The 19,305-nt window shown below is 61.2% G+C and carries 19 protein-coding genes and 1 pseudogene; 14 read left to right on the forward strand and 6 right to left on the reverse strand.

Going from position 1 to position 19,305, the window contains the following annotated elements; translation table 11 throughout:
* Positions 1-5 precede the first annotated feature (5 nt).
* Positions 6-572 (forward strand): hypothetical protein, encoded by a 567-nt coding sequence (locus ACWTU8_RS04420; RefSeq protein ID WP_455847179.1) that lies wholly within the window; start codon positions 6-8, stop codon positions 570-572.
* Between the two features lie 343 nt (positions 573-915).
* Here the strand turns inward: ACWTU8_RS04420 and ACWTU8_RS04425 are convergent, their stop codons facing one another.
* Positions 916-1,533 carry a methyltransferase domain-containing protein gene (locus ACWTU8_RS04425; protein WP_455847180.1) on the reverse strand — a complete coding sequence of 206 codons (618 nt, stop codon included), beginning with the start codon at positions 1,531-1,533 and terminating at the stop codon, positions 916-918.
* A 108-nt stretch (positions 1,534-1,641) separates the two neighbouring features.
* Here ACWTU8_RS04425 and ACWTU8_RS04430 point away from each other — a divergent pair, with 108 nt between their 5' ends.
* A complete protein-coding gene (locus ACWTU8_RS04430) occupies positions 1,642-3,375 on the forward strand; it encodes a portal protein (RefSeq protein WP_455847181.1) in 1,734 nt (577 codons plus the stop codon).
* Positions 3,372-3,695: a Bbp19 family protein gene (locus ACWTU8_RS04435; RefSeq protein WP_455847182.1), complete on the forward strand. Its 324-nt coding sequence runs from the start codon at positions 3,372-3,374 to the stop codon at positions 3,693-3,695. Before ACWTU8_RS04430 ends, ACWTU8_RS04435 begins: the two co-directional genes overlap by 4 nt.
* Positions 3,696-3,840: 145 nt before the next feature.
* Here ACWTU8_RS04435 and ACWTU8_RS04440 read toward each other — a convergent pair whose 3' ends face one another.
* Positions 3,841-4,206, reverse strand: a complete 366-nt coding sequence (locus ACWTU8_RS04440) for an endonuclease domain-containing protein (protein ID WP_455847183.1) — start codon at positions 4,204-4,206, stop codon at positions 3,841-3,843.
* Positions 4,207-4,345: 139 nt separating this feature from the next.
* Positions 4,346-4,660: a YMGG-like glycine zipper-containing protein gene (locus ACWTU8_RS04445; RefSeq protein ID WP_065009053.1), complete on the reverse strand. Its 315-nt coding sequence runs from the start codon at positions 4,658-4,660 to the stop codon at positions 4,346-4,348.
* Positions 4,661-4,966: 306 nt separating this feature from the next.
* Here ACWTU8_RS04445 and ACWTU8_RS04450 point away from each other — a divergent pair, with 306 nt between their 5' ends.
* The 3 genes from ACWTU8_RS04450 (at position 4,967) to ACWTU8_RS04460 (ending at position 7,945) form a co-directional block, all read left to right on the forward strand.
* Complete coding sequence (locus tag ACWTU8_RS04450; RefSeq protein WP_455847184.1) at positions 4,967-5,539, forward strand: hypothetical protein; 573 nt, start codon at positions 4,967-4,969, stop codon at positions 5,537-5,539.
* A gap of 205 nt (positions 5,540-5,744) precedes the next feature.
* Positions 5,745-6,653: a hypothetical protein gene (locus ACWTU8_RS04455; RefSeq protein WP_455847185.1), complete on the forward strand. Its 909-nt coding sequence runs from the start codon at positions 5,745-5,747 to the stop codon at positions 6,651-6,653.
* 302 nt (positions 6,654-6,955) lie between these two features.
* The gene (locus tag ACWTU8_RS04460; protein ID WP_455847186.1) at positions 6,956-7,945 is read left to right on the forward strand and encodes a Coat protein; all 990 of its coding nucleotides are present in this window, start codon (positions 6,956-6,958) and stop codon (positions 7,943-7,945) included.
* A gap of 78 nt (positions 7,946-8,023) precedes the next feature.
* Here ACWTU8_RS04460 and ACWTU8_RS04465 read toward each other — a convergent pair.
* From ACWTU8_RS04465 to ACWTU8_RS04475, 3 genes and pseudogenes are all read right to left on the reverse strand, one after another.
* Positions 8,024-8,122, reverse strand: a pseudogene (locus ACWTU8_RS04465) (IS5/IS1182 family transposase); the annotation flags it as partial.
* A gap of 654 nt (positions 8,123-8,776) precedes the next feature.
* On the reverse strand, positions 8,777-9,286 hold the full coding sequence (locus ACWTU8_RS04470; RefSeq protein ID WP_455847187.1) for a hypothetical protein: 510 nt from the start codon (positions 9,284-9,286) through the stop codon (positions 8,777-8,779).
* Positions 9,287-10,045: 759 nt separating this feature from the next.
* Positions 10,046-10,303 carry a hypothetical protein gene (locus ACWTU8_RS04475; RefSeq protein ID WP_455847188.1) on the reverse strand — a complete coding sequence of 86 codons (258 nt, stop codon included), beginning with the start codon at positions 10,301-10,303 and terminating at the stop codon, positions 10,046-10,048.
* 95 nt (positions 10,304-10,398) lie between these two features.
* Between ACWTU8_RS04475 and ACWTU8_RS04480 the strand changes: the two genes are divergently transcribed.
* The 8 genes from ACWTU8_RS04480 to ACWTU8_RS04515 all read left to right on the forward strand — a co-directional run bounded on the left by ACWTU8_RS04480 (position 10,399) and on the right by ACWTU8_RS04515 (position 19,259).
* Positions 10,399-10,572 carry a DUF6678 family protein gene (locus ACWTU8_RS04480; RefSeq protein WP_455847189.1) on the forward strand — a complete coding sequence of 58 codons (174 nt, stop codon included), beginning with the start codon at positions 10,399-10,401 and terminating at the stop codon, positions 10,570-10,572.
* Between the two features lie 193 nt (positions 10,573-10,765).
* Positions 10,766-11,020 carry a hypothetical protein gene (locus tag ACWTU8_RS04485; RefSeq protein WP_455847190.1) on the forward strand — a complete coding sequence of 85 codons (255 nt, stop codon included), beginning with the start codon at positions 10,766-10,768 and terminating at the stop codon, positions 11,018-11,020.
* A gap of 151 nt (positions 11,021-11,171) precedes the next feature.
* Positions 11,172-11,765: a hypothetical protein gene (locus ACWTU8_RS04490; protein ID WP_455847191.1), complete on the forward strand. Its 594-nt coding sequence runs from the start codon at positions 11,172-11,174 to the stop codon at positions 11,763-11,765.
* Complete coding sequence (locus ACWTU8_RS04495) at positions 11,765-14,218, forward strand: hypothetical protein (RefSeq protein WP_455847192.1); 2,454 nt, start codon at positions 11,765-11,767, stop codon at positions 14,216-14,218. Before ACWTU8_RS04490 ends, ACWTU8_RS04495 begins: the two co-directional genes overlap by 1 nt.
* A 210-nt stretch (positions 14,219-14,428) precedes the next feature.
* Positions 14,429-15,520, forward strand: coding sequence for an ISAs1 family transposase (locus ACWTU8_RS04500; protein ID WP_455847193.1), 1,092 nt, complete (start codon positions 14,429-14,431; stop codon positions 15,518-15,520).
* An 81-nt stretch (positions 15,521-15,601) separates the two neighbouring features.
* Positions 15,602-16,261 carry a hypothetical protein gene (locus ACWTU8_RS04505; protein WP_455847194.1) on the forward strand — a complete coding sequence of 220 codons (660 nt, stop codon included), beginning with the start codon at positions 15,602-15,604 and terminating at the stop codon, positions 16,259-16,261.
* Positions 16,262-16,263: 2 nt separating this feature from the next.
* A complete protein-coding gene (locus ACWTU8_RS04510; protein WP_455847195.1) occupies positions 16,264-16,755 on the forward strand; it encodes a hypothetical protein in 492 nt (163 codons plus the stop codon).
* The gene (locus tag ACWTU8_RS04515) at positions 16,755-19,259 is read left to right on the forward strand and encodes a hypothetical protein (RefSeq protein WP_455847196.1); all 2,505 of its coding nucleotides are present in this window, start codon (positions 16,755-16,757) and stop codon (positions 19,257-19,259) included. Before ACWTU8_RS04510 ends, ACWTU8_RS04515 begins: the two co-directional genes overlap by 1 nt.
* Positions 19,260-19,305 lie beyond the last annotated feature (46 nt).

The following is a 19,305-nucleotide window of genomic DNA, read 5'->3' on the forward strand; positions in this document are numbered from 1 at the left end:
GCCTCATGACCCTCCGCATCATCCCCGCCACCTTGCGCGACCTCTCCTACATCGCCGCCAATCTGCGGCCCGAAGACCGGGCCGAGATCGACTGCCAATTCGACGCGTGGTCGCCGGCGCTGCTGGCGCTGGCTGCGCTGCAGGGATTTGCCTATGTCGCCGAGCTGGACGGCAATCCTGAGGCCGGCTTTGGCGCCGCCGAACAGCGCGGCTTATGGATCGCCTGGAGCTGGGGCACGCGCCGCATGAAGCGCTGCGTGCCTGGTATCACCGAGTTCTTTCACGCCGTGCTCGGGCCGAAGGTTGCCGCGCGCGGCGCCTGGCGGGTCGAGGCGCGGGCGCTCGCCGCCAATGAATTGGCGCTGCGCTGGCTCGGTCGGCTCGGCGCGACGGAACGCTGCCGCTTGCCGGGTTACGGCCGGAATGGCGAAGATTTTTTACTCTATGAATGGACAAGAGAAAGCTGGAACCATGTGCCTCTTCCAAAAGCCGCCGGCGCTGAAGCCGCTGCCACCGACACCGACCATCGCCGACAAAGACGTGCAGGCACGCGAGGCGGCACTCAGGGCTGAGCTCGAACAGCGCCAGGGCACCGCCGGCACGGTCAAGACCGATATGTCGCCCAGCGACCTCACCGGCCAGCGCCGCGTGCTGCTGGGGGTGTGATTATGGGCGCGATGAAGCGGGTGTTCAGGAATCGCGGCGGTTTGCCCTGGTGGACTTGGCGGCGGCTGGCGCGGTTGGTGAAGAGGTGAGGATAGTCTCCCCCCTCGAGGGGGAGATGTCGCCGAAGGCGACAGAGGGGGTCGCCACGCATAAAGCGCCAACTTTGATCTGCCGCAGGAGGCCGCGTCTGGTCGCGCCGACCCCCTCTGGCCTGCCGGCCATCTCCCCCCTCAAGGGGGGAGATCGCTGTCACCCCGGCTTCCGCGCAAATGCCCACACCATCAGCGGGTATTCCTCGTCGTTGCTGAGGTCGCGCCATAGGCCGTAGGCGCGCACTGGGCCGCCAATATGGGCTTTTGCGCAGGCTTTGTTGCCCCAGCCGAACACTTCTATTTCGGATTCCGGGAAGCCGCCTTCGACCATCACCTGCTTCAGGCCGGCGGGAGTCCAGCGGTTGTAGTCGTGCGGCCTGGCATGCACCCTGAACAGGAACGGTGTGGCCACCATCGCCCAGCCGCCCGGCCGGGTCATGGCATGGATATTTTGCGCGGCGGCAAGCGGCCGCTGCACATGCTCCAGCACCTGGTCGGCGATGACGACGGAATATTGCCGGTCGGTGCGGTCCTTGCAGATGTCGAAATCGGGGAAATCGACCGAGGTGTAGTTGGAGCACATCGTCTTCCAGTAGCGGTTCCAGCCGGGCGAAACCTCGATCACGTCAGATGACTTGCGGCCGTCCGCCTCAAGAAACGCGGTGAATGCCTCGATCTGCCTGATGCGCAGCCAGTTGCGGGAGTCGTAGCCGATCAGCCGCTTTGCAACCTGCTTGCTTCGCCTCGTCAGGGCACCGGGTAGGCTCTCCGTCATTGTCACATCGACCTCCTTAAAGGCCCGCCGCGCCACCCTTGAACATCGCAAAAGCGGACAAAATTCGACCGCCCTAAAATAAGCTCAGACCACCGAAGAAAGAATGCCATGACGAGCGATTCCCGCGCCCACGAGATCTTGTCGCGACAGGCCGAACTCGAGAGCGAGCGCAGCCAGTATGAGGCTGTCTGGGAGGCGGTGTCGGAATTCTGCGACCCCGACGCGCCCGATGTCTGGAGCGGGCGCCGGCAATCCGGACCTGACTCGCAGGCTCAGCGGCAGGAGCGGCGGGGTGCGCGTGTCTACGCCAACACCATCAACTCGGCAGCCAACCGGCTGGCCGCTGGGCTGGAAAGCCTGATCATCCCGCAGTCGGAAAAATGGCACGGGCTGTCGACCGCCGCCTTGAACGACGAAGAGAGCGACGAGGAAAAGGAATGGGCGGAGGCGCTTCGCGATTTCCTGTTCTCGCTGCGCTATTCCGCCAATTCGAACTTCGTGCCGGCAACGCAGGCCTGCCTGCGCAACGTCGTGCGCTACGGCCCGGCCTATCTCTACGCCGAGGAGGGCTTTGCGCCCCACACGCTGATCCGCTATGCCTCGATCCCCGTGGTCGAGGGCTATCTCTGCCGCAACCGCTGGGGTCAAGTCGACATTTTCCACCGCCGCTACGAGCGCACGGCGCGCCAGGCCGCACAGCTGCTCGGCTATGAGAAGCTGCCGGCGCGGATCAAAATGCTGGTCGATGATCCCGCCAAATGCGAGACCAAGATTTCGCTGATCCAGTGCATCCAGCCGCGCGACGAGCGCAAGATGTATCGGCTGGGCGGATCCTACCAGTATCTCGACACGGCCTTCGCCTCCTGCCACGTCCTCGAGGACGAGGAGGTCATCGTCAGGGAAAGCGGTTTCCGCTCCTTCCCGGTGTCGTGCTTCAACTGGCGCCGTTACGAGGGCGACCCCTACGGCATTTCGCCGACCATCGAGGCGCTGACCACGGTGCGCGAGGAAAACGCCGTGCGCCGCTCCGGCCTCAGGGCGCTGCAGCAGGTCACCGATCCGGCGACCGCTTCGAAGGCGCGGCTCGACTATGTGCCGGTGCTTAATCCCGGCGAGAACTATCCCGGCCTGATCGACGATCAGGGACGACCGCTGATTGCGCCGATCGCTACAGGGCAGAACCCGACCTATGCGTTCAACTACGCGGAAAGCCGGGCCGAGGAGATCCGCGACATGATGTTCGTCAATCTGTTCCAGACGCTGGTGCAGAACCCGCAGATGACGGCGACCGAAGCGCTGATCCGGCAGGAGGAAAAGGGCGCGCTGCTCGGGCCCTCCGGCTCGATCATCCAGGCCGGTTTTGCCTCGAATCTCGACCGCGAGCTCGGCATCCTCGAGGACAAAGGATTATACGAGGAAGACAGCCGCTTCCTGCCGCCGGCGAGCCTTGCCGGCAAGGCGGTGCGGCCGACCTTCACCGGCCCGCTCGACGTGCTGCGCCGCTCGGCCGAGGCGCGCGATACAATCCAGGTGGTGACCACGGCCATGCAGATGGCGCAGTTCGACGCGAGCGTGATGGACAATATCGACGGCGACGAGGCGCTCAAGATCGTGCAGAGCGCCGGCCGCAGCCCGCAGCGCATCTTTCGCCGCCAGGACGAGGTTGCCGGTATCCGCGATGCCAGAGCCAAGGCGCAAGCTGCGCAGGCCGGCATGGCCGCGATCGCCACCGCCGGCAAGGTGGCCAAGGATGCCGTGCCCGCCGCCGTGCAGGCGCGCGACAGCGGTCTGCTCGACAGTCTCGGCGGGCTGATGTCGCAGGGCGGCGAGGGCGGCGCATGAGCGGCAAATGCTTCGCCCATTCGAGCCAGGCCGGCGGCCCGGCCAAGGCGCAGGATGCGCTGACCAAGGCCTATCTCAGGGTGTTCTCAGGCCAGGACGGCGAGATGGTGCTTGCCGACCTGACGGCGGCGACCGGCTATTACCGCCGCCCGTCCTATGGCGAATGGCTGGCCAAGACGAAGACGCCGAACGGCTTCGAACTGCACAGCGCACTGAGCAATGCACGCGCCGAAGTGGTGCAGCACATCATGGGGTTCCTGACGCTGGACGAGGCGCAGCTGGCGGCGCTGGAGAAGGCAGCGAGGCTGGAGGGGAGGTAGGAGGGTTCGCCGAGGTCGGCATTATCGTTGCTTTCGCCAATTTACGATGCTTCCAAGAGGAGCGGTGCTGGCGAAGCTGCCAATCTCCCCACCTGTGGGGGAGATATCCGGCAGGACAAAGGGGGGGCGCTGTCCCGTCGGCGTATCAAGTCGCACCTGCGAGCCCTGCCTCGATCACAATGTGCTGGCAGACATTGTCGACGTCGCGAACGACGTCGTCGTTCCAGAAGCGCAGGATGGTCCAGCCATCCTGTTCCAGACGCTTTGTCCTCGCCTCATCGCCTGCATTGGCCTCGGCATGCTGCGAACCATCGACTTCGACGACGAGCTTCTTGTCTGGGCAAGCGAAGTCGACGATGTAACCAGCGATCGGAAATTGTCGGCGGAAGCCAAGCCCCATCAGCCGGTGCGCGCGAAGCTCGTTCCAGAGCTTCAGTTCAGCACCGGTCTCCGCATCGACTTGGCATTTGCGCGATTTCGCGGAGGCAGTGGCGTGTGAGGCATCGCTCAATGCTCGGTCTGTCCTGCCGGACATCTCCCCCACTTGGGGGGAGATCGGCCGTCGCCGCTGATTTCGCAAATCGCCAACTTGAAAAGAAAGGAGCCGGCGTCGAAGCCACCGAACTCTCCCAAGCGCGTTTCGCTATCGCTCAATAGTTGCCGCTGTAATAGCGGTCGTCGCAAGGCGCCGTGTAGATGCGGCCGTAGCGATCCTGATAGCGGCAAAGCTGTTCGCCGCGCCGCTGCGGCGTTGTCGCGCTGCCCACGACCGCGCCCAGCAAGGCGCCGCTGGCTGCACCGATAACCGTGCTCTTGGTGTCGCGGCCCAAGGCCTGGCCGACGAGAGCGCCGCCCGCGCCGCCGACCAGAGCGCCCGTGGTCGCCCTCTGCTGGCCTTCGGTCTGCGCACATCCTGCCAGCGTGGCAGTCACAAGCAGGGCGGCAATGGCTTTGTACATGGTCATCGTCTGATACTCCGTTGAAGCCTATGAACTAATACACTGGCTGGTTTTGCCAAGTGTTTGCCAAGTGCGGTCGCATTGCGGCGGAACAGCGGCACCATGCCTCACGAAATAAGACATGGTTTCTTTCGTCTTGACGGCCAAGGCCTCCGGCTCGGAAGGCTCATTGTCAAACAAAAAGATCATAAAGATCAGGGTCAAACAAGACGATAGGGTCATGCTCTATCGAAATGATCAGGCTTCGGCCGCAACGATTCCGCTCGCGGCGGGTCCAGCCGATCCCTCAAATCCCCAAGAATGGAGAATGCAATGACCCGAGGTCTCCCCCGGACGCTTTCCCGTGCCGCCGCCCGAGAGGCCGGCCTTACCCCGCCCAAGGCCGGGCTTGCCGCCAGCACGAGCGGGCAGGGCGGTTCCTTCCGCACCGTCTTTTCGCTCAACGCCATGCAGGTGCCGGTCACCGATGCGCTTGCCTATGCCAGCCATAAGCTTTTCGATTTCCTCGGCGGCAAGGTGCGCATCAAGGGCGGCACCGCAAGGCTGCAATTCGCCGTGCTGACCACCCGCGCCTCGACCATCAACGACAATGCGGCACTGACCTGGTCGCTCGGGTCGGCGGCGGCGTCAAGCGCTGCGCTCGCCGGCACCATGGTCAATGTGCTGGCTTCGACCGGACGTACGCTGGACGGTGCCGGTGCTGCACTGTCGACCGCTTCGACCGCCGATGTAGCGGCGGCTTTGACGCTCGATGGCACAGTGACGCCGGCCGACCTCTATCTCAACCTTGCCCTCGCCGCCGGCACCGATATCGACGCCGACGGCATGCTGGCCGTTACCGGAACGATCACGCTGCTGTGGGAGAATTGGGGCGATAACGCGTAGCGTTAATCTCCCCCTTGAGGGGGAGATGTCGCCAAAGGCGACAGAGGTGCGACCGGGCCCGACCTCAGCGACAGATGGAGGTTTGCGCTCCACGCGCCCCTCTGGCTGCCGGCCATCTCCCCCACAAGGGGCCCACAAGGGGGAGATTCTAGGCCCCACCACCGGCTCCTATCATCAGCCTTTAACCTCAACAAAGGAACATCTCATGACAGATCTGGCAGACGCCGGGTCCGTGGTGGCTTCGCCACCGGCGGGCAACCCAGTACGGCCACCGGCCAACGGGGACAACGGGTCCGCCCCGCCGGCCGACAAGAGTTGGTTTGACGGTCTTTCCGAAGGCAACCGCAAGCTCGCTGAAACCAAGGGCTGGACCCAGCCTGAAAGCCTCGATCGGGTTTTCACATCCTATGCGGAGCTGGAACGGCAGCAGGGCGAGAGCCTGCGCATTCCCGCAGCGGACGCACCTGGGGAAGACTGGGACAGGTTCCATGCCCGGTTGCCTGAGGCGATGCGCCCGCTGACATCGCCCGACAAGGTCGAGTACAGGCGCCCCGACGGGCTTCCCGAAGACTTCGCCTATTCGGACGAGCTCGCCAACGCGTCCAAGGCCTGGGCGGTCGAGGCCGGCGCCACCCCGAAGGTGGCGCAGGCCTATCACGACCGCTTCGTCGGCTACATGGCCGAGCAGGCCAGGGTGCAGCAGATCGCCCTTGCCCGTTCGGTCGAGGCCACTCACGATGACCTGGTCAGGGATTGGGGACCGACCGACAGCGACGGCTTTCGCCAGAGACTGGAGGTCGCCAACCGGGCGATGAAGAAGCTCGGCCTGGTCGATGCCTACAAGGCGAAGGGCATCCTTCTGCCTGACGGCGCCTTGACCGATCCGCAGATCGCCAAGGCATTCCACGCCATCGGCGAGGCGATGTTCAGGGAAGACACGATCGACGGCGGCGCGGCTTTGATCGGAGGCAATCCGTTCAAGCGCAACGCCGCCGGCGAACGCAACCTGACTGAGATCTCGGCCCTCGTCAGAGGCGATCCCGTTCGCGCCCGCCGGCTGGCACGCGAGGCCGGCGAAAACCCCGACCTGTGGATGCCCAACAACCCCCTCTAAAGCTGTGTCGATATTCAGGTGATGCCGGCCTGCAAACGACGGCTTTCTGCGCTTCCGGTGCTCACGGACCAGCGCATGACCCCGGAAACCGATTTCGGTTTCCGGAAAGGATCATGCGCAAATGCAAAGTGTTAGAGCGTCCTTTTGCGCGTCCAATAAGACGCGCGACGCTCTAATGTCCGTTCCGCTCCGGTTCTCGAAATCCATCTGTTTGGTCGCTTCGCGCCCGTCTTTGACTCCGGCTCGGCCTGACCTGAATCTCAACACACCTTCTCCGCCAACCAAACCTGAGGAAGACAAAAATGGCAGACGCCTATACCCGTATCGCGGACGCGATCGTTCCGTCCGTCTATGCACAATACTCGTTCGAGGAGCATGTCCAGTCGCTCGAGATCTACCAGGCCGGGATCCTGTTTTCCGACCCGGCCATCGCTTCGAAGCTCTCCATGGGCGGGCGTTCCGTCGACATGCCCGGCTGGAAGGATCTCGGCAACGATCCGTCCGAGCCGGTCAATGACGATCCGGCCGATTCGATCGAGTTGAAGAAGATCGGCGCGCGCCGCGAGGTCGCCGCCCGCAATGTCCGCGCCCAGGCCTGGGGCATTCCGGACCTGACCAGCATCCTCGCGGGCGACGACCCGCAGAAGCTGATCGTGCGGCGCCAGACCGACTACTGGCAGCGCGCCAACAAGCTGACGCTGCTCGGCATCCTGAAGGGCGTGGTGGCCGACAACCTCGCCAATGATGCCGGCGACCTGGTGCGCCTCACTGGCGCCTCCATCGTCGACACCGACATCATCGAGGCCGCCTATCTGATGGGCGACCGCGCCGACAAGTTCAAGACGATCTGGATGCACTCCAAGCAGATGAAGGCGCTGAAGCTCGCCGACCTCATCGACTATGTGCCGCCGTCCGAGCAGGGCGGGCCGCTGATCCCCTATTACATGGGGCTCAGGGCCGTCGTCGACGACGACATCCCGGTGGCGGCGGGCGTCTACACGGCCTTCATGTTCAAGGACAAGGCGATCCTGTGGAACGAGCTGCCGGTCAATACCGAAGGCGGGCCGCTGGAGTTCGACCGCAAGCCGCGCCAGGGCCATGGCGGCGGCGTCACCGAAATGGTCGGCCGCAGGCATTTCGTCCCGCATGTGCCCGGCACCCGCTTCCTCGACGCCTCCTCGGCCGGCGAATTCGCCACCGACACCGAGCTGGCGCTGGCGGCGAACTGGGACCGCACCGCGTCGAGCGTCAAGAACATGACGTTCATCGCGCTGAAGACGACCGAGGCCTGATCGGACCGGAAGAGGCGGGGGTAAAGAACTCCCGCCCTTTCTGGACGCTAGGCCGTAGACTCATTACTGCGCAGCCTTCAGCACGCGCCGATCAACACGCGGCACACCTCTTGGCTTGTTGGGTAGCAGCGGCTCGATCACCCGCCATTCAAAGTCTGTCAGGTCATATCGGCTCATGGTGAGCCCTGAATCAGAATCCGGCGCGATGTGAAAGCAGCCAGTCGGCAAACGACCCCGTTGCGGACGTTGACTAGTTGTCCAGTCTCCGTTTGGCCAATGATGCCTGATAGACACTTCGTGGATGTCTTCTGCGTCGCCAACTATTTAGAAATATAATAAGCGCAAAATAGCCGAATATTGCAACCAAGCCCCGCAGAGCACCAAGATTGCTCATAAAAGCAGCTATAAGAACCACAGTCGCAACCACGGCCACGGTGTAATAGAGGACTGAGGCCCAGACATATTTTTCCATTTGAGAGCTACTCATTGATCAATCCTCGCTCGAAATGCGATTCATAACTCACCGATGCTGATCGAAACGTTTCGAGAATGTGCCCATAGTGCGAGGTCGCCTTTCCACCTCATCTTAGCCGTTCGTGTATATGGGTTCACGGCCTAGCTGTAGACCGGCCCGTTCACCGCGGTCGTTTACGGCACGTTCTCTAATGCGCTCGCGGAGCTTCTCGGAAAATCCTGTTCCGGGTTGCCCATTTGATCCTCCTGGCTGCGCGATCGTATCAAGCGCAACGTGGGCCAAGCGGATTTGTTCTGCTGCATAGTTAGGTTGCTCAAGTGATCGCAGTTAGCTCGGTTAACTACCGCAAACGGATTTCATTCAAGAACTCTAGGATCGTCCTTATTCCTTACTTTTATGATAGCTGCCTTAACAATTAGGGGCAGTACAATTGGCAAAGTGACTATCTTCCACGGCTTCCGATATTTTGACGCAAAGAATGAGATTCCCGCAATAATACTACCTTTGTCCCATCCCTTCTTTAGATATAATCTTCCTAACTGAGTGTCACTGCTTCTTAAGATAAATCTACCATAGATAAGGTATATAGCACCGAGATTCCACTCTGCCTTTTCTTCAAAAACCTCCTTGGTGCGAGGTGATTGTTCCCTAGAGAGAATTTTCATAAGATGAAAGACGGCTCTCTCTCCCATTTTGTTTGCAGCCAGACGTAGCCATAGCTCCGCCTTTTGCAAATCTTTAGGAACCATCTTGCCATTGGCGTATCCTATCCCAACGGCTAGCTGCGCCTGTGCGTCGCCACGCTCGGCTCGCGGCATGAAGTATTCAAACCATCTCTGCTGCTCTTCTGTAATGTCTTCTTCCATAAACCTTTCCCAGCTTCAGTATGCCTTTTGTTTGTCGAAATCCGATGCCCCGCCACCGCCGACCACGCCGCTGAAAGGCCCTCCCCAAGCCCGACTGGCTTACCTTGAAAGGTGAGCCTAAATCTAGTCACGTGGGCAGCGGTGGGCAGCGCAATTGTATAGCGTGCTAGGCCTTGCGCCAAACCCGTAGTAAATGCGGTCAGCGCATCCAACCAAAACAAGGCGTCTGATTCCGAGAGAGGCGTCGTAAGCTGCCCTGTGTTAGGGTCGATCGTTAGGACCTTCCCATCCGGTGTATGTGCAAAATCGATGGAAGTCACAATCTTCCTCCTCTCCACAGGAACAACATATCGATAAACAGAGAATAACTCAGCAAGCACATCGGAATCATCAGCGCCCCGCTAAAGGTTCTTATTTCGATAAGAAGCGCAAATGACAAAAAAACTACAACAGTAATTATAAAAAAGGTGGAGATGAACAAGAGATTTGGCGTTATTAGGCGTTGCTTGCCGGCGGGTTCACCTACCCTCAGATTGACATAGGAAAGATAGCAACACACCAACCCGAAGCCAACCAATAAGCGCGAGAAAAGGACCGTATTGCTATCCGTTCCTCCAATAATTACCAAAAAAATGAAAGCAAATACACTGAATATGCCAACAAAAAACCCATAAATGCGCTCTCTGCTTAGCGCGGAAGATCTAAGGAGAAAAAACATCTTTACTCCTCGTTTCGGAGTCGGGATGGCCAATGCAGTTGCTAAATTAGAGTAGTCTTATTACGTTTCCCAAGAATATTCCTGGGAAACGCGATCCACATGCTGAAGTCGCAGCCGCGCGGGGCCTCAGCCTGCCCAGCATTGATACGCATAACATCAACAATGCCATGCGTGGCGTCCGACACCATGAAATTCCCCACCGCTTCTGGGTTCGCGGCGATCATCGCCGCGATGCCCTCCGCAACAACCTGGTAACATACCCGTAATTTCGGCCCGCGTACCAGGTCAAATACGTGCATGCTGATGCACCTGAGCCTGTCGAACTTCAGTACGCACCCACATACTTCGGCGACTGGGCAAGCACCCCCGAATCAAGCCTTGGCCTGCACATCGAGTGGGTAAAGATCGCACCCGCTACAGTCGATACAGGGGCCGGTTGGTAAGCCCAGTGATACAGGATTGCTCAAGCGAACTGATTGCACTACTCACACGGCTCCGCCTTCCATTTATCGAACAGGGTGGCTTCGTCGTGCTTTATGGACATGGCTCGGCGTCGACCTCGATTTGATCTCGGCCATCTCACATTAATAGTTCACGGCCTAGATCGCCAATGTGGCGAATCCAAAGTTCACCCGCTGCGCTGCACCAGAGTGAAACAAGACTTGCGTTCGCAACATATTCATGTTGCCCTTTAACCAATCGCCGTCACCAAATGGTTACAGAGATGGGCGATGCTGCTTTGTCTTGGCAAGGAGGTAACCATGAACATGACATACAAGGCAGTTCAGCGAGTGCTCCGAAAAGCAGGCATTGTCATAAGCAAAAAGGGCGAAGTTCACCGCATAAACTTCTTCAGCGGTCTGGAAAACACCGCCTACTATACGACAAGTCTTCAGGAGGCCCTGGACAGGGGTTTGGCGATGGCGAGAGGTGCCGGAAGGCGGCAAGCAAGCGCCGTTACCAAGTCGGCCGAAACAGCGGCGGCTCTCGACAAGCGCACGCTACCCGCTTCCTGACGGGTGGTGGTTGGCGTGACGGGTTCCACGCACGAGACGTGCGAACGTTTTGCTCAAGCAAAAATCACTAAATCCTCAGCCGCTACGAAGCGGCTTTTTGCCGTGGGCCCATGCCTGCTTTTTCCGATCCACACAGACGGAGCCTAAAATCATGGCTATCACCCCGCTCGACATCGCCAACATGGCGCTTGGCGTCCTCGACGAGGCGCCGATCGACAGCCTTGATCAGGACGTGAAACCGGCCCGCCTGCTCAATCTGCATTTCGACCTGACCCGCGAGGCAGAGCTGACGAAACACGCCTGGGTGTTCGCAATCCTGGCGGCCGCCGTCGCCGGGTCCGATACCGGCAGTGGCGCGGGCACGCTGAACTTTGCCTATGAATTGCCGGTGGACTGCCTGCGGCCTTTGCCGCTGACCGATAATGGCGAGCCGGATGGCGTGCCGATCGCGTGGCGCCAGGAGGCCGGGCTGATCTATTGCGACCGGTCGGGGCCGCGTCTCATTCGCTACGTCGCCAACCTCACCGATCCGAACGACTGGGACGCGCTGTTCACCGAAGTGCTGGTTGCAGCGCTCGCCATCAAGATCGCGCATCCGCTGACCCACAAGGCGGGCATGATCGACATCGCCCGCGGTGCCTATGACCGGGCGCTCGACGCGGCATTCCAGTCCAACGCCATCCAGCGTGGCGGCAGGCTTTCAACGTCGTCCTGGGCGATCCAGCGCGGCCGGTTTGTGCGCTGATGACGACGCTCTATCCAGTCCAGGACACATTCGTTCGGGGCGAGATCTCGCCGCGGCTACACGCCCGCGCGTCGCTCGATCTTTATCGGGCGGCGCTTTCCAAATGCGAAAACTTCGTCACGTTGCCGCATGGCGGCATCCGCAAGCGCGGCGGGACATACTTCGTTGGCGAGGTGAAGACTTCGGCCAAGAGGACGCGCGGCATTCCGTTCATCTTCTCGGCAGATCAGGCCTACATGCTTGAATTCGGCGATCTCTACGTCCGCGTCTATGCCTATGGCGCGCGGGTCGGCACGGTGGAAGTGGCGACACCCTATCTCGAAGCCGATCTGTTCGACCTGCAATTCGTCCAATCCGCCGACCAGATGTGGATCACCCACAGGGACTACCTTCCGCAGGTTCTCACCCGCACGGCGCACACCATATGGACGCTGGCCGAGTTCGTCTTTCTCGACGGCCCCTATGACGACATCAACACAACTGCGACCACCATGGCGCCTGCCGAGACCGGCGCCGTCCATCCCCCTATGACCAACAACACCGCTCCAAGCGGCACTGCTGCCGACAGCAGCGGGTCCGCCGACGCCTACAGGGTGTTTGACCGGGACAATGGGTCAAACCTTTCGTTCGGCACGACGATCGGCTTCTTGTCCTATGACTTCGCCGGTACAGCGACCAAGGTTTGTGACGGCTACTGGCTTCGGGCAAACTCCACTGGTGGTACAAAGGCACCCATCGCGTGGGATTTCCAGGGCTTCGACGGCACGAACTGGATCTCGCTTGACAGCCGGACAGCGGAAACCGGGTGGTCGCGCAGCGAAGTGCGTTTCTTCGAGTTTCAGAATGAGACTGCCTACCAGTCCTATCGGTTGAATATCTCAGGCTCGGAGGACGACGCCAATCTTACGATCGCGGAAATGGGATGGCATGAGGATGGCGATACACAGACGCCATTCGATCTCACGGCGTCCTCGATCGTCGGCATCAATGACGGCACCGGTTTCCAGACCAGCGATGTTGGCCGTACCATTCGTTTGCTCGGCTCGGATGCTGTCTGGCGCTGGGCGCGTATCACGAGCCGCACCAGCGCTACTGTGGTCAAAGTCAGGTTGTATGGGCATGCGCTTCCCAATCTCAGCCCGATCGCCCGCTGGCGTCTCGGCACCTTCGTTCCCGGCAAGTACGTCGAGAGCGGTTCGCTGTACGAGGAGCGGTTAGCCTTCAGCCGAAAATTCTCCGTCTACGCATCCGCAACCGGCGACTTCGACAATTTCGCACTCGGGGAAAAGGACGACGATGCTCTTGAATTTATCCAGGCCGGCGGCGGGCAGGCCAATGACATTGCGTGGATCTCCGATTCGGATGGTGCCCTGCTGATCGGAACGCTTGGCGGGGTCCGCGCTCTATCGGGTTCCGGCATCGACGAAGCGCTGACCCCTTCGTCCTTCAAGAACCGCCGGTCCCGCACGTTTGGCTGCGCCAAGGTCCGTCCGGTGGATGCCGGGCAGTCGTTCCTTTACGTGACGCGCTCCCGCAAATCGATCGCCGAACTTGCCCAGAGCGCCACCGGCCGCTTCACGTCGGATGATGTCGGACAGATTTCCGAGCACATTCCAAAAAAGGGTGTCGTTGAACTGGCGTTCCAGACCGATCCCGATCCGCTGCTGTGGTTCCCGCTGGATAACGGAGAACTTGGCGGCTACACGCACCAGCCTTCGCAGGAAGTCCGCGGCATGCAGCGGCATCGCATCGCCGGCTCGTTCTCAGGTTCGGCATGGGGCATCGTTGAAAGCGCCGTGGTCACGCCGGGACAGGACGGCAATGATGATCTCTGGCTGTTCGTCAAACGCACCATCGGCGGAGTCACCAAGCGCACTATCGAAATCAAGACCATTCCGTTCGAATATGGCGAGATCGCCGACGCGTTCGAAGTCGATTGCGGCCTGACCTACACCGGCGCGGCAGTTACAACAGTAGGCGGCGCAATACATCTCGCCGGCCTGATTGTGGACGTGCTTGCGGACGGGAAGGTCTACCGCGGCCTGACAGTCAGCGGTGCTGGCAATGTCACACTTCCGGTTGGTTCGCCCGCCGCTGCTAAATGGCATGTCGGGCTTCCATACGAGGCCGGCGCCGACACGCTTGAGCTTGATATCGGCGGCAAGGACGGATCGGTTGTCGGACGCCGAAAGAAGGTGGCGGCGGTGATCCTCTCCTTGCTGGAGACCGACACGACCGGGCTGGAAATCACGTCGTTGATGCGCGGCCGGTGGGAGCCGGTTCGTATCCCCTCGATCGTTTCGCCCAATGGTATGGCCAATCTGTTCACCGGCAATGTCGAGGTGCCGGTCGACGACAGCTGGGAAGGGCAGGGCAGAGTGAAGATCCGCCACACCAACCCGACACCCTGCACCATCCGGGCGTTCACGCCGGTGTTCGATGCCGAGCCGTAGTTGAGACTGCCGATCTCCCCTTGAGGGGGAGATGTCGCCGAAGGCGACAGAGGGGGTCGGCACGTCCTGACGCAGCCTCGTATCGCGGTCAGAGGATGCGAGACGACCCCCCTCTGGCCTGCCGGCTATCTCCCCCCTCAAGGCAGGGGAATCGCATATGGCGATATTGGGGTTGAGTTTAGGCCGAGAAAGGATTCTTTGGAGAGGCAGTTGAGCGAAGGAGCGACTGCCATTTCCTGCCTTGAGAGCTACTTTGGCGCGGTGCCTGATCCACGCGCACCCAACGCCACGCACCGGCTTGGTGACCTGATCGTGATGATGATCGCGGCAAGCCTGTGCGGCGCCAGCAATGCGACGGAGTTCGCCCTGTTCGCGCAAGAGCGCAAGCAGGCGCTGTCGCGGTTGATCGACTATGACGCAGCCCCCAGCCACGATACGTTCTCGCGGCTGCTGCGCCTGCTCGACCCGGAGGCCTTCGGTCGCGCCTTTGCCGCCTTTGCCGCAGCTTTTGCGAGAGCCGGCCAAGAGGTACCTGAGGTGGTGTCGCTCGACGGCAAGGCTTTGCGGCGGGCCTACGAGAAGGGCTTGGCAGCCAGTCCGCCCTTGACGGTGTCGGCCTTCGCCGCCGAGACCCGGCTGTGTCTGGCGGCAGTCTCGCCGAGCGATGGTGAGAACGAGGTCGAGGCCGCGCTCAAGGTCGTCGAACTCATTGATCTTACGGGCAGATTGGTCACCGCCGACGCGCTCCACTGCCACACCCGCATGGCTGAGGCCATCACCCAAAGGGGTGGCGATTACCTGGTTGCACTGAAGGGGAACCGCCGTCATTGGCTGCGCCGCGCTAACCTGCAACTGGCTGACGCCACCCCTTCCATTGCCGAGCGGGTCGAGACCAGTCACGGCCGCAACGAGTGGCGGCAAGCCGAGATCGTGGCGGCGGCCGAGCCGCTGATGCCCGGCCACCAGGCCTTCATCCGCATCACCAGCCGGCGCGATCAGGCCAAGCCGTTGATGCGCCTGTTCATGGCCTCCACGCTTCTGTCGCCGCAGCAGGCGCTCAGCCTCACCAGAGCTCATTGGCAGATCGAGAATGGCTTGCATTGGATGCTCGACGTACATCTTGACGAGGATCTCAGCCGTGCCCTCAAAGACAATGCTCCCGCCAACACAGCCCTCCTCAATCGGCTCGCCAGAAACATCCTGCAAGCCGCCGATGTTCCCAACGTTCCTATCAGCCATCGCATCAAGAAATGCGCCTGGAATGACGACTATCTCATCAATGCCATCACTCATATGCGATAGCCCTGCCCCACAAGGGGGGAGATAGCGGCTCCCCGTTCGCCTGCTCCTCCACCTCACTCGCCACCAGAGGAATCCACCGCAATGACATCCCCCCATGCCGAAGATCTCGGCAGGGCGCGGACGGCTGCCGATTTTGCTGCCGTCATCGCCTTGCTCGACACCGACCTCAACAATGCAATCGCCCGTAAGCAGGAACTGGAACAGGCCGAGGACAGTGCGATCTTCGGCGACGGCGACTTGGGCGAAGTGCGCGCCGCGCTCACAGACTGCAATACGGCAATCGCGCTACTGGAGAAAACCATCGAGGCGGCGGACAGCCGCCGCGCCGCCGCTGCGCAAGGCGAAGCTCGGGCCGACATCGTCGCCCTGGGGGACGAGATCAAGTCCAAGGCCGCTTCCCTCGGCGAGCGCTGGCGCACCGTCCACCGGCTGATCGAACAACTGCGCCAGGAGCTGTTCGAGGCCGATGCCTTGAACCGAGCCATCACCACCGCCAACGGCCTGTTCGACGCCGCCGGCGTTGCCGACCTGAAGATCAACCTGACTACCACCCGGCGCGCTGCCATGGCTGGCCCGCGCGCGGCGGTACCCGCCCGTCTCAGCCGGCCGGCGATCCAGGCCGACAGACTGCTTCTCTCTTTCCTCAGCCCCGGCGGCGCGCTCGACCCGCGCGCCGCGCTCGGCGCGCCAGTCGAAGGCGTCAGAAGCAAATTCATTCCCGTCGCCAGCGAACGAGGCTGACCATGTGCACACTTGCCCTTATCGGCACAGCTCTTTCGGTCGGCGGCGCGCTGGTCGAGGGCCAGCAGTCAAGGCAGATGGCCGACTATCAGGCCAAGGCCTATGAGCAGCAGGCGCGAGCCGACGCGCAAAGTGCGGCTTTCGACCAGGGCCAGGAACGCCATAAGCAGGATCTTCTGCTGTCGCAGGCGCGCGCCCAGGGCGGCGCCTCGGGCGTCGGCATATCAGGCTCGCCGACCGAGGTGCTGGCCGCCAATGCAAGGCAGGGCCAGCTCGACATCAAGGCGATCCAGTACGGCTCGCAGCTGCGCCAGAACAATCTCACCACGCAGGCCGCCATCTCGCGCTTTTCCGGCAGGCAGGCGGTGGCCGCCTCGATCTTCAAGGCCGGCGGCAATCTCGTGTCGGGTCTTTCCGGCATCTACGACCCGAGCAAGGCCGTGACGTTCGGCAAGAGCGCCTTTCCGCCGGCGCCGGGCGGAGGGCTTTACTGATGGCGACCATCCCCCTCCAGCTCGCCCAGCGCCGGCTCGATACCGGCAGCGTGGTTTCCTATCCCGGCGGCTCGCCTGTCGGCGCCGCCATGCAAGGTTTTGGTGATGAACTCTCGGCGATAGCCGAGCGCTTCCAGCAGCGGAAGCAGCAGCAGGAAGTATTCGACGCCGAGATCGTCAGCCGGCAGTTCAATGGACAGATCGTGCAGGCCGAAAACGATGCAATCCAGAATGTGCCGGCCGATGGCAGCGGCCTGCATGACAGCATGTATGGCCAGGTCGATCCACGCACCGGCCAGGTGATCAAATCAGGCCTGTTCGACACGCTCTTCGACGGCACCCTGCCGAAAGTGCCTGAGGGCCAGCGCGCCAATTTCACCAGACAGAAGGAAGCCCTGCGCTCGGCCGGCTCGGCGCGGATGGCCGCCAGGCAGCAGGCGCGACGCGATGGTTACGAGCAGGCCGAGTGGACCAAGGTTGAAAACATCTACACCGGCTCGATCGCGCAGAGCGATCCCAACGATACCGCAACGTTCGAAGCGATCCGCCAAGACGGGCTCGATTTCATCGGCAAGATTGGCAACCCGGTAGCCAGGCAAGCGGCCGAAACCGCGTGGCGCAGTAACGCGGCCAAGGCGCTCGTCCTGGCGATGATCGCCCAGGACCCGAAGCGCGCCGCCGAGATGCTGGGTGGTGCGCAGGCCGCGCCCGATGGCATGGGCGAAACGGGCGCGGGTTGGGAAGGGAAGCAAGCGGCCGCGAAAGGCGATCGCGTCAGCAAGTTGACGCCGGATGAAAGGGTGGCGCAGTCCTTTCGGGACGACATTGCGCCCGAAGACCGGCCAGCGTTGGTCCAGCAAGCTCGAGCCGCCGACGCGATGCGGCAAGTCGAAACACGCACTAACATTAGCTTGGCCAAGCAGAATGCACCGGCCGCCATCAGGGACACTGGAACCTATTCCGGCCCCATCCCAACGCCGGAACAGTTCGTCGCTCTCTATGGCGCCACCGAAGGCGCCAGGCGCTTCGAGGCGTTCAACAGGACCATGGAGGTCAGTCGTCAATTCCACAGCATGCGCGACCTGTCGAATAACGCCGTGCTGGCCATGGTCAAGGACGCCGACCCGACGGCAGACAGTTCAACGCCGGAAGAGGACAAGGCGCGCCACGACGCCATCACCACCGCCGCGGACCTGACGTTAAAGGCCAGGCAGGCCGATCCGGGCGGCTATGCCCGAAAGGCATTCGCGAATCTGGATGCCACCTGGAACAATCTGACGAGGCCGGAAGATTATCAGGCGGCAATCATCGGCTCTATCGCCGCTCAGCAGCAGTTGGGCTTCGAGACCATTCAGCCGCTGCCCAACTCCGTCGCAGAGGACATTGTCGGCGAACTCAAGGCCCAGCCGCAAGACCAGAGCGCAGAGCTGCGCAATGTGTTCGCGGCGCTTCCCACTCAAGCCGCACGCGAAGCGGTGCTTGGCCATCTGCTTCAGACCGGTGCGTCCCAAACGGACAACAGCATCGCGGACAGGTCGGTCCGGGCAGCTGTAGTCGACCCGATGATGCTGCTCGATTTAACCAACACTGTCGAACCAGGACGATCGGGAGCAAATGCCGAGGTTACTAATCGTATCCAGACGAACCGTGAGTGGCTTGGAGGATTGATAACTGGCGAGAATCGGGCAGCCAGTCTTCGGGGCCGTCTCGCGGCGGGGCTGGTTGGTTCCACAGGGCTTGGCGAGACCGGCGGCATTTCTCTATCGGATTTCACGCCTCTCGGGGTTTCGTTTGCGTTAGAGGAATCGGCGGTCGCTGCGCTGCACGGCAACCACGGCGAAGCCGCGCTAAAGTTCGCGAACGCCATTCCGACCCAAAGGGTTGCGGCCGCGGCGCTCAGGCGGGCTGGCAAGTTTGTCAAGCCTGGAGAAGAGACTTTCTCCAGGTTTTCGAAGCGGCCATCTGAATTTACCGAAGCGAGCGAGGCAGTTGGTTGGGCTGTCAACGCCGAAACTCTGCAATTCCAGCAAGCGCTTGGGCGCTCGGTCTCGCCACGAGTTCCACGCCGGAGGACGCGAGCCGGTGAAATATCCGATGGTGCATTTGACACCGCGCTACTTGCTGCGATGCTTGCCAGGGACCTGTCGACTATCAAACACGCCGGGGCGAAAGTTGGGTGGGCGAAATCAAACGATTATCGAAAAACCTTCTTCGACGCGAATCCTCGTCTCAACAAAAGCGACTATGTAGTGCACCATGGCGTCGAGCAGCGAGTTTTTGAAAGGTATCCTGGGCTCTTTGCGGAGAAAGAGCTGCATTCAATCGAGAATCTTCGAGGAATTCGAAAGGAATTCGACATAAATTTGCACCATAAAGTTATTCGGAACGAGTGGGAAGGTTTTTATAAGGAAAATCCTCATGCTACCCGTCAGAAGATCCTTGACTATGTTGCCGAAATCGACAAGAAGTACGGGCATTTGTTCGATCCTCCAATAGGTGAATGATGAGATACTATGACATTCTGCCCGATGTGGTAGGTGGATTGGGTAG

Source organism: Mesorhizobium sp. BHbdii (genome assembly GCF_053848045.1).

What these genes read in the sequence shown, in the direction of transcription:
- ACWTU8_RS04490 (WP_455847191.1), top strand. Translation starts at nt 11,172, where the DNA reads ATGGCTATCACCCCGCTCGACATCGCCAACATGGCGCTTGGCGTCCTC.
- ACWTU8_RS04460 (WP_455847186.1), top strand. Translation starts at nt 6,956, where the DNA reads ATGGCAGACGCCTATACCCGTATCGCGGACGCGATCGTTCCGTCCGTC.
- ACWTU8_RS04475 (WP_455847188.1), bottom strand. Translation starts at nt 10,303, where the DNA reads ATGCACGTATTTGACCTGGTACGCGGGCCGAAATTACGGGTATGTTAC.
- ACWTU8_RS04495 (WP_455847192.1), top strand. Translation starts at nt 11,765, where the DNA reads ATGACGACGCTCTATCCAGTCCAGGACACATTCGTTCGGGGCGAGATC.
- ACWTU8_RS04435 (WP_455847182.1), top strand. Translation starts at nt 3,372, where the DNA reads ATGAGCGGCAAATGCTTCGCCCATTCGAGCCAGGCCGGCGGCCCGGCC.
- ACWTU8_RS04430 (WP_455847181.1), top strand. Translation starts at nt 1,642, where the DNA reads ATGACGAGCGATTCCCGCGCCCACGAGATCTTGTCGCGACAGGCCGAA.
- ACWTU8_RS04420 (WP_455847179.1), top strand. Translation starts at nt 6, where the DNA reads ATGACCCTCCGCATCATCCCCGCCACCTTGCGCGACCTCTCCTACATC.
- ACWTU8_RS04510 (WP_455847195.1), top strand. Translation starts at nt 16,264, where the DNA reads ATGTGCACACTTGCCCTTATCGGCACAGCTCTTTCGGTCGGCGGCGCG.
- ACWTU8_RS04455 (WP_455847185.1), top strand. Translation starts at nt 5,745, where the DNA reads ATGACAGATCTGGCAGACGCCGGGTCCGTGGTGGCTTCGCCACCGGCG.
- ACWTU8_RS04470 (WP_455847187.1), bottom strand. Translation starts at nt 9,286, where the DNA reads ATGGAAGAAGACATTACAGAAGAGCAGCAGAGATGGTTTGAATACTTC.
- ACWTU8_RS04425 (WP_455847180.1), bottom strand. Translation starts at nt 1,533, where the DNA reads ATGACGGAGAGCCTACCCGGTGCCCTGACGAGGCGAAGCAAGCAGGTT.
- ACWTU8_RS04515 (WP_455847196.1), top strand. Translation starts at nt 16,755, where the DNA reads ATGGCGACCATCCCCCTCCAGCTCGCCCAGCGCCGGCTCGATACCGGC.
- ACWTU8_RS04445 (WP_065009053.1), bottom strand. Translation starts at nt 4,660, where the DNA reads ATGACCATGTACAAAGCCATTGCCGCCCTGCTTGTGACTGCCACGCTG.
- ACWTU8_RS04485 (WP_455847190.1), top strand. Translation starts at nt 10,766, where the DNA reads ATGAACATGACATACAAGGCAGTTCAGCGAGTGCTCCGAAAAGCAGGC.
- ACWTU8_RS04505 (WP_455847194.1), top strand. Translation starts at nt 15,602, where the DNA reads ATGACATCCCCCCATGCCGAAGATCTCGGCAGGGCGCGGACGGCTGCC.
- ACWTU8_RS04450 (WP_455847184.1), top strand. Translation starts at nt 4,967, where the DNA reads ATGACCCGAGGTCTCCCCCGGACGCTTTCCCGTGCCGCCGCCCGAGAG.